This window comes from Flavobacterium frigoris (assembly GCF_900111075.1).
GTDB classification, from domain to species: Bacteria; Bacteroidota; Bacteroidia; order Flavobacteriales; family Flavobacteriaceae; genus Flavobacterium; species Flavobacterium frigoris.
Genome location: NZ_FOFZ01000004.1, coordinates 23542 through 36371, shown reverse-complemented (window position 1 = coordinate 36371; position 12830 = coordinate 23542). Strand labels below are relative to the sequence as shown.

Here is a 12830-nt window from a genome sequence, read left to right as displayed (position 1 = left end):
ATTTATTGATTTAGGGTGGTTAAATCCATGAATATATCTTCGATTGAAGTTTTTGAAACACGAATTTCTATTTCAGTATGGTTTCTTTGTTTTAGGTAATTTTCTAGTTCAATTGAATTAAAATCATCTGTTTTATCACAGTAATGAATGTACTCCCCAAAAGCATAGACACTGTATTGACTGGGATATTCTTTTAAATCCTGAATTAATTGATGGGTATTTTTGGTACGCACATCATAAATCGTTTTATCGTACTTTGAGATGATATTTTCGGGTGTGTCAATCTTTAAAACAGCGCCTTTTTGAATCAAGGCAATGCGGTCACATAAAGCGGCTTCGTCCATGTAGGGTGTAGAAACCAATATCGTAATCCCTCTTTGTTGCAATCGCTTCAACATGTCCCAAAATTCTTTTCTCGAAACGGGATCAACTCCGGTTGTGGGTTCATCCAGAAATAGAACTTTCGGTTTGTGAATCAAGGCGCAGCATAAGGCGAGTTTCTGCTTCATTCCGCCGGAAAGTGCGCCAGCTCGTCTGTCTTTAAAGGGTTCAATTTGGACGTATATCTCTTTGATAACATCATAGTTTTCTTCTAGTGTAGTTCCAAAAATAGTGGCAAAAAAGCTTAGATTTTCGGCGACAGTTAAATCTTGATACAAGGAGAATTTTCCTGGCATATAGCCAATGCTCCTTCGGATGGATTTATAGTCGGCAACGACATCAAAACCAGCTACTGTAGCCGTTCCTTCATTGGCTAGTAAAAGGGTGGTCAATATTCTAAAAAGAGTTGTTTTTCCCGCACCATCAGGACCAATCAATCCAAATATCTCGCCTTCTTTTACATCAAAAGAAACAGCAGCAATGGCGAAGTTGTCTTTGTAAGATTTGGAAATATTTTGGACTTGAATACTCATTATTTAATCAATAAAAGATTGCTTTCGGATATTGCATCGAGACTATGTTTTACATTGGCTTTTATATTGACAAAGTCACCTGATTTTAATTCAATAGTCTTGTCATTCCCTTCTTTATAAATTGCGTTTCCTGAAACACAAACTAATAGCGCCGGAACTTTACTCAGGTGCTCCTTCAAATGTTCTCCCGATGCGATTTGCAGTGAGATCACTTTGCCTTCTGTCGTAGAGAATAGCATATTGGTTTGTACCGGTTTATTTTCTGTGTGAAGATTTGTTAGGTTCATTATGTTTTTTTTTCAGTGTTATTTAAATTTCCCATTCCTTTACCATTTTTATGATTTTGCTTAAAATGAGTGTCAAACCATTTTGGGGTTTCTATTTCATTGTCATAAATATAGGTCGCAATTTTCGTTAAATCTTCTTTTTTGAAATTCTGTTTTGGCATTGCATTAAATTTATTGATTGCCCCCATCATTAATGCATTTTCTTCTTTAGGATCACTTGCATATGCAACTAAAGCATTTATAAAATCTTCTCTGTTACTATATTGCATGGAATATCGTTTCTTAATTGCAATCATAGGAGGGGCAATAATATCATCATGCGATTTTGAGGTAACGCTATGGCAAGCATAACATTTTTGTGTCATTAATTGCAATCCTTCGTTATCTTGAATATTAAATTCAGAAGCGCTATCGTTTTTTGCTATGTTTGATGTTGTCTTATTGTTACAGCTGCCAAAAGCAATTGCTAAAACTAGTATTGTTAAGAGTCTTGATTTCATGTTTTTTATTTTTATTTGTTTCCGCAGCCGCTATTAGATTCACTTAAAATCGTATTGTAATAGTCTATTGTTATGTATTGTGGAATATAATTTACTCCGTTTATATCAAGCTGACTTGTGTAAGCACGAAGGTGATTTTTTGAACCACAGCTTAAATTATCATACACACTCAGCAAATCTGATTTTGAGGTGTTATTTATAAAATCATCAATGTCATTGATGTCTAAATCTTCAATTGTAGCTCCCACTTTTAATGCTTCAATAGAAGAAATAGCGGATTGAGCAGTTAAGCTATTATATAATGCTTGCAATTCAGTATTCTGAAAAATACCTCTTTGTGTTGATGCTGGGTCAGTAATGCCGTACTTGTTCAATAAATTCAAAACACTATCCATGTGTTGTTGTTCGCTTTGAGCGATAGAGTTAAAAATACTAATTTGGTATTTGTCAAAAGAGTACATATATACATCTCTAGCTAATTTCTCTTCTTCTCGCAAAAATTTTAAATCGATAACTTCATTTGGTGTTAGCGAAGCCAAAGGCCCAGTATTATTGTCATTAGAACAACTACTGAACATAATAAATGCTACTGCAGTAGTAAAAAAAATTTTTTTCATGCTATTTGTTTTTTAAGTTTGTTCTGTAAATTTAACCATTTGGTTAACAGGCAGAAGTGACTTAAGTTACATAACCAACATTTAATTTATTTAATCCACATTTCGGCTGGCATCCCTATTTTTAAACGTCCGTCGTTTTTTACGCTTACTTTCACGGCATATACCAGGTTTACCCGTTCTTCTTTGGTCTGAATGATTTTCGGAGTAAATTCTGCAGCCGATGCAATCCAGGAAATCGTTCCTGGATACGATTTCATTTCGGCATCACTGTCAATTTTAACGTTGACTTTTTGTCCCACTTTTATTGCAGATAATTGGGTTTCGCTTACATATACGCGCAACGTCATCTCAGAAATATTGGCAATTTTATATAGTGGTTTTCCAAAAGCCGTGATTTCATTTGGCTCTGCATATTTGGCTAAAACCGTTCCTTTTATCGGGTTGATGATTTTACTTTTCTGGATTTGATCGTTAATTTTTTCTATTTGAACATCAATCGATTTTGCTTCGTTTAGGATTGGCGCATCTTGCGTTCCTAGGCTCTTGATTTGTTCTTTTAAGACGTTCACTTTGCCTTCCACTTCGTCAACTTGGCGTTTCGTAGCTGCATTTTCAGCATACATATTTTGAACTCTTTTTTGCTCAATCAACGTTGTTTTGAGTTGCTCTTGCAAAACATTAGTTTGGGACAGTACATTTTTTGATTTCGAAAAAATGGTGGTTTTCGAAGCTAGTAATTGCTGTTTATTTAGGTACAATTGGGTGGTGTCTATTAATCCTATTGAAGCATTAGGCTCGAGAACCACTCCTTCTTCTAAATTTAAGAATTCAATTTTCCCATTGGCTTCCGCCGAAATAGTAACTTCAGTAGCTTCAAAGTTACCGTAACCATCTGCCTTGTCGTTATTTTTGTTGCAAGCCGCTAGACTTAGTATCGTTAGAGCGATAATTATTTTTTTCATAATAGTTCATTTATTGTTCGCTTAAGAAGCCGAAGTATTTTTTTAATTTCCTTTTATAACTTGGTAATTGGCTTTCGCCAAAAGCAATTGAATTTCATGTAATTTCTGATTCGTTTTGGCTTCGTATAGATTTGTCAATTCGACCAAATAGTCAGAGGAAGTGATTACACCATTTCTTAGTTGCGCATCAGATGATTTTACGACATATTCTCTTAAGGAAATAATATCTGTATCAGTGACGATTACTTCCTGCAATTTATTTACTTCATTTTCCATCTCCTGCAATTGAAGATCGGTATTGAGTAAAAAGGTTTCTTTTTCGGTAGTCACGATTGCCTCAGAAATGACTAGAGCGTCTTTCTCTTTTTTTGATTTATTCCAGTCAAATACATTCCAATTTGCTTTTACGCCTACCATGTAAAATGTTTGAAAGGAATTATCTAGCATATTTAATCCTGGATTTCCATAACCCGCTTGGCCAAATGCATTTACCCGCGGTAAATTATTTTTTGAGATCGTGTTTTTTGAGATTTCAATTTGTTCGTTTTGTAGATCAAACAATTGCAGTTCGGGGCGATTGTTTTGCGTACTTATTTTCCAATCAATTACAGGCTTTATTAAAGTTACCTCGTTATTTATGGTCGAAGATGTCAATGAACCAAGGCTTTCCAATGCTCTTTTCTTGTCAAACTTAATTTCTGTGAGCTGTTGTCTTATTTTTAGTTTTTCTGCCTCTAGCACTTTTTCAGATGCGGGAAGGATAGCGCCAAACTTTATTCCAGATTTCACTTCTTTAATCTTGGCGTCTAATTGTTCTTGTTTTGAAATCAAAATAGTCTGGCGCTCTTGTAGAAGAAAGGTCGAGAAGTACAGTTGATTAATTCTTGATTTGAGTTGGTACAGATTGACTTTAGTTTGTTGCTGTTGCGTTTTGGTTTGTGCTTGTTTAATTTTAGCATTCGCATCAATCAGCCCGCCGTTATAGATTAATTGGTTGACATCTAGGGTAGCACGATATTGATCTTTGTTGGGTGGGTTTACTGTGACATTTGGTAAACTAATTGGCAGAGACGTTACATCTGACTGATAAGTTGCTTGTGCATTTAAGTCAATCTTAGGTAGTTTCGCTTTATTGAGCGCTTCAATTTCTAAGGCTGATTTTTGTTGAAGCAGATTAGTTTGTCTGGCAATAGGATAGTTTTTATTGGAAAAATCATAGCATTCTTCCAGAGACAATGTTTGCTGGCCTGTAGATAATAGTGGTAACAGCAGTAGTAATAGGAGGTTTATTCGTCTCATTTTTTTATCGAATTTATAATTTGTGTAGCAATACTAGTTTTTCGTTCTTCCATCATTTCGTTAAATTCCGAATCAGAAATTTGTATTAGGCCTTTGACCAACATTTGCGCTGCAAAGGGAAAAACAGTCAAAGAAAAAATATCCATCAGAAGTTGTTTAGGCTTCAGAGGTTTTATTATCCCTGCTTCAATTTCGTTTTCAATTTGGCCAATTAGTACGCTAGGATCAGGTCTGTTTTCATGGTTTAAAAATTTCATAACAAACTCAGGGTTGTTGTTCATTTCCTGAATCACAAAGGGCGGTAGATACGGGTTGTCGATTACGAATGAAATATAATTATGGGTGAACTTTGTTATTTTTTCAAAAACAGTATCGCTTGAATTAAAAATGGCATTTATCTGCGGTGCTAGTTGGCTGAAAGCATTCATGAATACTGCCTCAAAAAGAAGTTGTTTGTTTTTAAAACAATAATGCAACATGGCTTTGTTAATTCCCGCTTCATCTGCAATTTCCTGCATACGCGCTCCCGCAAAGCCCTTTTTTTGGAACACCGTTCTTGCCGCATTAAATATCTTTTCTTCTGTATTCATTTAGGATTAACTTTATGGTTTAACCGTTTGGTTAGCAAAGGTAGAAAAAAAAGCAACCAGAGTTACTTTTTTTCTTTTTTTACAAACATATTAAATAGTAAGCCACCCATTAGGCTTCCATATAAAGTGGAGTTGAGCGGTTTAGATGTGATAGCACAGCTTCCTGAGGTACAGCCTACAAAATGGTAATATGCATATCCTGCAATGGCACCCATTAGTATACCTGTTCCGGTAAGAATTATGGCTTTTCTTGTCATTTATTACTTTTTTCCAATATGATTTTGATGATAGCATTTTTATCCAATACACCCGATTCTCTCCACAATTGTTTCCCTTCTTGAAAAAGAATCATCGTGGGAACACCTCGCACCTGATATTGAGATGCTATTTGTTGGTTTTTATCCACATCAATTTTTATAATTGAAATTCGGTCTCCTAAATTATCTTTTACTTCTTTTAAAATGGGGCCGAGTACTTTGCAAGGTCCGCACCAAGTAGCGTGGAAATCGATTAATACTGGTTTCTCTGATTTTATGAGATTATCAAAACTATTATTCATTTTTATTTTTCTTTAAAGGTGGTACTGAGCATCCATTAAGACTACATCCGGTATTAAAAATCGATTGGAATAGAAAAAATGCAGCCATGAAACCGAATAACAGCTGTTGATATTGTATCGCTTGCTGTATTAAAAACAGTCCAATTGCAAGCCGAATCCAGCGCATGGGATGCCAGTTTGTTAATAGTAATTGTTTCATGGTATTATTTTCTTTATTTTATAGTGATCATCATAAGAAACTATTATTTGTAGTTCTTCTAATGGAATTTCTATCGTGCTAACAATTAAAACTTCCGTAAAATTGCCGTTCATGCTTACATTGAGTACCTCCTTAACCGCTGCAAACTTTTTAGTAACAGTATCCATGCAGCCGCTGCAAGTAATTCCTTCAAATTCATAAAGATTCACTTCAACAGCACTGTTTTTTTTAAATTCGAAAAACAATTCTGAATTACTTCTCGGCGCAATAGAATTATTACTTTTTTCTAATTTGATAAAGTCAAATGCATTTACAAAAAGCAATTCATATTCTTCTTGGCTTCCGCCAAAAGGAGGGCTTACCTCAAATTTTCGATTAAATAACAATCCAGCAAGTATTCCGTTTTTTGCTAAAAGCTCGTGCATTTTCCAAACATATTTTTGACGCATTACGGGCGGTAAAGCACAAAAAAATGTTTGTTCAATAATTAAATCATATTCGCCTTTATGGTTGAAAAAATCACCCAATAGGACTTGTATTCGGGTATTGGTAATGAATTTTTCTTCAATAATTTTTACTAATGTAGGAGCAATATCTATTACCGTAATATTAGTAAACCCTTGTTCTAGAAGGTAGGCTGCCTCGTAGGTATTCCCGCAACCTGGAATTAAAATAGCGATGTCTTTATCTTTTAAAGTATCAATATAGCTTTTAATTGGCGGAGACACCAAACCCAAATCCCAACCAGTAGTATTTGCTTTATACTGTGCATCCCAATAGTCTTGATCTAAGGCTTTATCACAGGATACGGTACAACAAGATATGTTATTCATAGTAATCTAATTTATAATCTCCAATGTGTTTTTCATTTTCAGTAATCATCTTTCTGTGCTTAAAAAAATTCAATAGTCCCAAGGATAAAATTACAAAGGCAATCGTATAAAGAGAAATTTCTATTACGATACTGTTCTCAATCATCAATAGATTTCTAGTACTTAAACCTGCAACAAAAAAATACATGGCGGTGCGAATAAAAGCTAAGACAGTGGTCTGATTTGCTAAAGTAGTTCGCTGTAATGCGAGACGCTCTCTTAAGATTAAGTCTTTATTGACTGTCTCTTTCATATATTTAATTACGTTTTACTTTTATTGTCGCGACTGCTACTATGGCTAAATATTGAATACATTGGGCAAAAGCTGATGAGACTTGTAATGAATAAAATAACAGCAATACCGCCAAAAATAATTGCTACAGTACCGCTTATAATATTTGTTAAATATAGTAATGCAATAATTGCCGCTATTGTTCCTCTAATGATTTTGTCTGTCATCCCTAAATTCCTTTTCATAATATTTTTTTTAAAATTAAAACTCTTGAATTAAAATAGTTATTATGAATTTACGTTATAAATAACTGAAAAACAAGTACTTTAACAAGTGGTTGTACTAAATTTTTATTTTGATAAAATTTTACTTTGACATACAAAATCAGTTTTAGGCAATTCCGTTTTAGCAATAGCATTAAATCCGCCTTCAATTTCTTTAAAATTTCTGAAACCACGAGCCTGCAATATCGAAGCGGCAATCATGCTACGGTATCCGCCGGCACAATGCAAGAAAAACGGTTCTTTAGGATCGATATCTTTGATCCAGTCATTTATACTTGATAGCGGCTTGCTAAAGGCATCTTCAACATGTTCTGCGCTATATTCACTGTCTTTACGGATATCAACAACTTTGCTTTCTCCTATTTTTATTTCTTTAGCAAACTCTTCTGCTGTGATTCTATTAATGGTATCAATTTCTTTTGCTTCTTTTTTCCAAGCCTCAAAACCACCGTTGAGATGACCTATTAAGTTGTCAAATCCCACACGACTTAAACGTGTTACCGATTCTTCTTCTTGACCAATTTCTGTAACAAGGATGATGGGTTGTTTCACATCACCAATTAAAGCGCCTACCCATGGAGCGAAATCACCTTCAATTCCGATGTTTATGGATTGTGGAATGAATCCTTTGGCGAAAGCCCCATTTTTACGAGTGTCTAAGATTAGAGCTCCAGTTTCTTCGACTACTGCTTCAAAATCATTTACGTCAATAGCTCTCATTCCGTTGTTTAAAACAGTCTCAAAGCTTTCGTATCCTTGCTTATTCATGGCGACATTCATTCCAAAATAGGCTGGGGGAGGTAGTAAACCATCCGTGACTTCTTTGATGAATTCGTCCTCAGTCATGTTTGCTCTCAAAGCATAATTAGTTTCTTTCTGGTTACCAATGGTCGAAACCGTTTCTTTACTCATGTTTTTACCACAAGCGCTACCAGCACCGTGAGCAGGATATACAATGACATCATCTGGCAAAGTCATGATTTTATCTCTCAAGGAATGAAACAATATTCCAGCTAGTTGTTCCTGCGTCATAGAAGCTGCTTTTTGAGCTAAATCAGGTCTTCCTACATCACCAATAAACAGCGTGTCGCCAGAGAAAATAGCATGTTCTTTACTATTTTTATCAATCAATAAATAGGTTGTACTTTCCATGGTATGCCCAGGAGTGTGTAGTGCTTTTATTTTGATGTCTCCAAGAATAAATTCTTGACCGTCAGTAGCAATGATTGCTTCAAATGTTGGCTTAGCAGTTGGTCCATATACAATTGGTGCTGCAGTCGCTTTACTTAAATCCAGATGTCCCGAAACAAAATCAGCGTGAAAATGCGTTTCAAAAATGTATTTAAGTTTTACATTATCGCGTTCTAATCTGTCCAGATAGGGTTGTACTTCGCGAAGAGGATCAATAATAGCCGCTTCACCATTTGAAGTTATATAATAAGCACCTTGTGCTAAACATCCTGTATATATTTGTTCTATTTGCATGATAGTATTTTTTTAAAATTCTTATACAAAGATAATTTTTGTATTTCTATTTCACAGTGACTAATGTTACATAATTACTTTTTTTTTCTATAAATATCTCATAACAAAGTTATTAACGCTATTTATAAAAAATAATGATAAATATCAGGAGATAAAAAGAACAATTATGTAAATTAGATTACGTAAGCAGTTTAGATTTAGGGTATCTTTATAAAAAATACTTCAGTATGGAAGAAATGCTTTTTTATGATAGAATGCAGTTCGCATTCACGATTACTTTTCATTACCTTTTTCCACAATTAACGATGGGCTTGTCCTTAATCATTGTTTATTTTAAGTGGAAATTCCTAAAAACAGACGATATAAAATACAATAAAGCGACTCATTTTTGGATGAAGATTTTTGCTTTAAATTTTGCTATGGGTGTGGTCACGGGAATTCCAATGGAGTTTCAGTTTGGAACCAATTGGGCTAAATTTTCAGAGTTAACAGGGGGGATTATTGGACAGACATTAGCAATGGAGGGTATGTTTTCTTTCTTTTTGGAGTCTTCTTTTTTAGGTATGTTTCTCTTTGGAGAAAAAATTATAGGACATAAATGGCATTTTGTAACTGGACTCCTCATTTTCTTGGGATCGTGGGCAAGTGGTTTTTTAATTATAGCGACCCATTCTTGGATGCAAAACCCTGTAGGGTATGAGATTCTGGCTAACGGAAAATTTGTGCTTACTAATTTTGTCGCTTTGTTTGCAAATCCTTGGTTATGGCCTTCTTATTTGCATAATCAGGCGGCTTCACTGGTAACTAGCTCTTTTGTAGTAGCTGGAATTGGAGCGCTGTATATTTTGAGTAAGCGCAATGAAGATTATGGTAAGCTATTTCTAAAAACGGGGATTGTTTTTGGGTTAATATCAAGTCTAATTGTAGCAGTGCCTACGGGAGATTTGTTAGCGAAAAACGTGGTAAAATACCAACCCGTTACTTTTGCGGCTATGGAAGGAATTTTTCATACCGAAGAAAAAGGAGCCGAAATTGTTTTGATAGGGCAACCTGACGTAAAAGATAAAAAATTAGATAATAAGATTGCGGTGCCCAATGTTTTAAGTTTTTTGACCTATGGGAATTGGGATACCGCCGTTAAAGGATTAGATCAATTTGATGAAAATACGTATCCTACTAATATTTCAGGATTGTATTATGCGTATCATATTATGGTAGGTTTAGGAACACTTTTTATTGGTTTAATGTCTTTGGCAGCTTTGCAATTATATAGAAAAAAGCTATTTGGAACTAAATGGATCTTATGGGCTTTGTTTTTTATGATGCCATTTCCTTATATCGCAAATACTACTGGATGGTACACCTCAGAGCTAGGAAGACAACCTTGGTTGGTGTACAACTTGCTGCGAACATCAGAAGGCATATCGCCCACGGTTTCTTCAGGGAATACCTTGTTTACCTTATTGGGGTTTGTAGGTTTGTACCTGCTGTTAGGTTTGTTGTTTCTACTTTTGGTTGGAAAAATAATTAAAAATGGTCCCGAAACTGTAAAAAAATAGATGATCATGGAATTCTTTTGGTATGTTGTTTTAATGGGAATTTTAGCGGTTTATGTCGTTTTGGATGGCTATGATTTTGGGGCAGGAATTATTCATTTATTTTTTGCCGAAACGGAAAAAGATAAAAAAGCGATAACCAATGCCATTGGCCCTTTTTGGGATGCTAATGAAGTGTGGTTAATAGCCGCAGGAGGCGTTTTGTTCTTTGCTTTTCCTACATTATATGCCTCGTCTTTTAGTGGTTTTTACTTGCCTTTAATGATGATTTTATGGTTGCTCATCTTTCGAGCCATTGGATTGGAATTGCGCGGACAAATACACCATCCTATGTGGGAGGCTGTTTGGGACAAAGCTTTTGGAATAGCGAGTTTATTATTGGCATTATTTTTTGGTGTTGCCTTAGGAAATGTGGTTCGCGGAGTAAATGTTGGTATGGTAACCAATGGGGTTTCTACTCAGGAAGCTCATTTTTTCTTTTTGCCTTTGTGGAATCCTACATTTAGCCCTAAAGCCGATCAGTTAGGGATTATCGATTGGTTTACCTTGTTTTTGGGCGTTGTGAGTGTGGTAGCTTTAATGATTCATGGAGCCAATTGGATCATCTATAAAACCAATTCAGACTTGAATCCAAAGTTAAAACAAGTGGTCTTTAAACTCAATTTTGTATTACTCGCTTTGGTAATTTTTTCATTGTTAATTTGGCATAATATTGAGCCTGAGCCTTTTCATAATTATATAGATAATCCGCTGCTTTGGGTTTTTCCTTTATTGTGCTTTATCGGTATTTTTGGATTATTTAAAGTGAAATCATTTACCCATGATGGCGCCGGGTTTTTATTTTCAAGTTTATTCTTGGTAGGAGGATTTACATCAACTGCAGCTTCTATTTTTCCTAATGTTTTACCGTCTACGAATAGTGTCAATCCTTCCTTGACTATTTACAATGTGGCTGCCGATGACTATGGATTGTCAGTAGGCGTTTACTGGTTTGTGATCGCTTTGATTTTGGTAATCACTTATTTTATTATCCAATATAAAGTCTTTAGTGGAAAAATGGATAACGTAGGCTATGGTGAACACTAATTTATCTAAAAGGCTAAATACAAAAACTCCCTTGTCCATGGTATGGCAAGGGAGTTTTTTATTGGAGAACTATGGTACTACGCTGTTCCTTTTAATATTTTATTCCAATACAACCAAGGCAATATCTTGGTTTTTAGTATCCACATCGACCAACGCGGTTTTGCTTGGTCAAATGGAAAAGTCATTTTTGGTTTATTATCATAATCAAACTCAGCCAGCATTAATTTTCCGTATTCTGTAGGAATAGGGCAAGCGCTGTAGCCATCATATTTTTCTGTAGGCGCTTTGCCTTCTATTATCGATAAAAGATTATCAACCACTACAGGAGCTTGTTTTCGTATTGCCGCTCCAGTTTTACTGGCAGGTGCGTTGATGCAATCCCCTAAGGCAAACACATTAGGAAAGCGAGAGTGCTGCAAAGTGAATTTATCAACTTCTACAAATCCTAAAGGACTGTTGGGATCAGCCAACGGACTTTTTTTAATAAAATCGGGTGCTGATTGCGGAGGTACTACATGGCAAAGATCAAATTGCATTGAAACTTTTTTTGTTTCCCCTTTATCATCAGTGACAGCAATGGCGTAACAAGAAGCATCAATTGTGGATAAGCTTTGTTTTATTGTTTCATCAGTATCTTTAGTCTCGTATTCCACTGTTTTTGCCGCCCCGTCAATTGCTGTTGCGTTAGCGCCAAAATGAGTATTAATTTTATATTTTTTTAATACTTCTTTAAGTGTTTCGGCATATTCGGGTACGCCAAAGATACCGGCTCCTCCAGATATATAATGAACGTCACATTTGTCAAGGATGCCTTTTTTTCTCCAATAATCACAGGCTAAATACATTATTTTATGAGGAGCGCCACCACATTTTATGGGTGTTGAAGGATTTGTAAAAATAGCAGTTCCGCCTTTAAAGTTCTCGATAAATTCCCAAGTTTTTGGCGCAAATTCAAAGGAGTAATTACTACTAACATTGTTTTTACCAAGAGTTTCTTTAAGGCCTTTAATTTTGTCCCAGTCTAATTGGATACCTGGGCTTACAACTAGATATTGATAACTGATTTCTTTTCCGCTTTGGCAGATCACTTTGTTTTCAGTGGGAACAAATTCAGTAACGGAATCAATAATCCAGGTACTATTTTTTGGAATATAATCCTTTTCTTTTCTTCTTGTTTTATTGATGTCATAGATACCGGCACCCACTAATGTCCATGCGGGTTGGTAATAATGTTTTTCTGAGGGTTCTATGATTCCTATTTTTAGGTCGCTTTTTTTACGAAGTAGTTGAGAAGTAACAGATAGTCCTGCATTACCGCCGCCAATAATTAATATTTGAAAATGTTCTTGCATGATTGATAAGTATTAGAGTTACTACAATAGTACAAT

The 12830-nt window shown here is 35.2% G+C and carries 16 protein-coding genes; 2 read left to right on the top strand and 14 right to left on the bottom strand.

All coding sequences use genetic code 11. The features are described 5' to 3' along the window. Nucleotides 1-2: 2 nt before the first annotated feature. The 13 genes from BMW63_RS07320 to BMW63_RS07255 all read right to left on the bottom strand — a co-directional run bounded on the left by BMW63_RS07320 (nt 3) and on the right by BMW63_RS07255 (nt 8800). Entirely contained in the window at nt 3-914 is a 912-nt protein-coding gene (locus BMW63_RS07320; RefSeq protein ID WP_175460269.1) for an ABC transporter ATP-binding protein, read from the bottom strand. Further along, on the bottom strand, nt 914-1201 hold the full coding sequence (locus BMW63_RS07315; protein ID WP_074722786.1) for a cupin domain-containing protein: 288 nt from the start codon (nt 1199-1201) through the stop codon (nt 914-916). The genes BMW63_RS07320 and BMW63_RS07315 overlap by 1 nt, the downstream gene beginning before the upstream one ends. Next, a complete protein-coding gene (locus BMW63_RS07310; RefSeq protein WP_074722784.1) occupies nt 1201-1701 on the bottom strand; it encodes a c-type cytochrome in 501 nt (166 codons plus the stop codon). Before BMW63_RS07310 ends, BMW63_RS07315 begins: the two co-directional genes overlap by 1 nt. 11 nt (nt 1702-1712) lie before the next feature. Then, complete coding sequence (locus BMW63_RS07305) at nt 1713-2318, bottom strand: DUF2202 domain-containing protein (protein WP_074722782.1); 606 nt, start codon at nt 2316-2318, stop codon at nt 1713-1715. Nucleotides 2319-2404: 86 nt separating this feature from the next. After that, nucleotides 2405-3280: an HlyD family secretion protein gene (locus tag BMW63_RS07300; protein ID WP_074722780.1), complete on the bottom strand. Its 876-nt coding sequence runs from the start codon at nt 3278-3280 to the stop codon at nt 2405-2407. Between the two features lie 42 nt (nt 3281-3322). Further along, entirely contained in the window at nt 3323-4579 is a 1257-nt protein-coding gene (locus BMW63_RS07295; protein WP_074722778.1) for a TolC family protein, read from the bottom strand. Beyond that, nucleotides 4576-5169: a TetR/AcrR family transcriptional regulator gene (locus BMW63_RS07290; RefSeq protein WP_074722776.1), complete on the bottom strand. Its 594-nt coding sequence runs from the start codon at nt 5167-5169 to the stop codon at nt 4576-4578. The genes BMW63_RS07295 and BMW63_RS07290 overlap by 4 nt, the downstream gene beginning before the upstream one ends. 62 nt (nt 5170-5231) lie before the next feature. Next, nucleotides 5232-5426, bottom strand: coding sequence for a DUF6132 family protein (locus tag BMW63_RS07285; protein WP_074722774.1), 195 nt, complete (start codon nt 5424-5426; stop codon nt 5232-5234). Beyond that, the gene (gene trxA, locus BMW63_RS07280; protein ID WP_074722772.1) at nt 5423-5728 is read right to left on the bottom strand and encodes a thioredoxin; all 306 of its coding nucleotides are present in this window, start codon (nt 5726-5728) and stop codon (nt 5423-5425) included. Before trxA ends, BMW63_RS07285 begins: the two co-directional genes overlap by 4 nt. A gap of 195 nt (nt 5729-5923) precedes the next feature. Then, nucleotides 5924-6760 carry a methyltransferase domain-containing protein gene (locus BMW63_RS07270; protein ID WP_074722768.1) on the bottom strand — a complete coding sequence of 279 codons (837 nt, stop codon included), beginning with the start codon at nt 6758-6760 and terminating at the stop codon, nt 5924-5926. Then, the gene (locus BMW63_RS07265; protein WP_074722766.1) at nt 6753-7052 is read right to left on the bottom strand and encodes a DUF202 domain-containing protein; all 300 of its coding nucleotides are present in this window, start codon (nt 7050-7052) and stop codon (nt 6753-6755) included. The genes BMW63_RS07270 and BMW63_RS07265 overlap by 8 nt, the downstream gene beginning before the upstream one ends. 8 nt (nt 7053-7060) lie before the next feature. Next, nucleotides 7061-7276, bottom strand: coding sequence for a YgaP family membrane protein (locus BMW63_RS07260; protein WP_074722764.1), 216 nt, complete (start codon nt 7274-7276; stop codon nt 7061-7063). A 105-nt stretch (nt 7277-7381) separates the two neighbouring features. Then, on the bottom strand, nt 7382-8800 hold the full coding sequence (locus BMW63_RS07255) for an MBL fold metallo-hydrolase (protein WP_074722762.1): 1419 nt from the start codon (nt 8798-8800) through the stop codon (nt 7382-7384). Nucleotides 8801-9027: 227 nt separating this feature from the next. Between BMW63_RS07255 and BMW63_RS07250 the strand changes: the two genes are divergently transcribed. Together BMW63_RS07250 and cydB are read left to right on the top strand one after the other, a co-directional pair. After that, nucleotides 9028-10359 carry a cytochrome ubiquinol oxidase subunit I gene (locus tag BMW63_RS07250; protein ID WP_074722760.1) on the top strand — a complete coding sequence of 444 codons (1332 nt, stop codon included), beginning with the start codon at nt 9028-9030 and terminating at the stop codon, nt 10357-10359. A gap of 6 nt (nt 10360-10365) precedes the next feature. Next, nucleotides 10366-11442 (top strand): cytochrome d ubiquinol oxidase subunit II, encoded by a 1077-nt coding sequence (cydB, locus tag BMW63_RS07245; RefSeq protein WP_074723023.1) that lies wholly within the window; start codon nt 10366-10368, stop codon nt 11440-11442. Between the two features lie 77 nt (nt 11443-11519). On the opposite strand, the gene BMW63_RS07240 is transcribed toward cydB, so the two are convergent. Further along, nucleotides 11520-12794 (bottom strand): NAD(P)/FAD-dependent oxidoreductase, encoded by a 1275-nt coding sequence (locus BMW63_RS07240; protein ID WP_074722758.1) that lies wholly within the window; start codon nt 12792-12794, stop codon nt 11520-11522. Between the last annotated feature and the right edge of the window lie 36 nt (nt 12795-12830).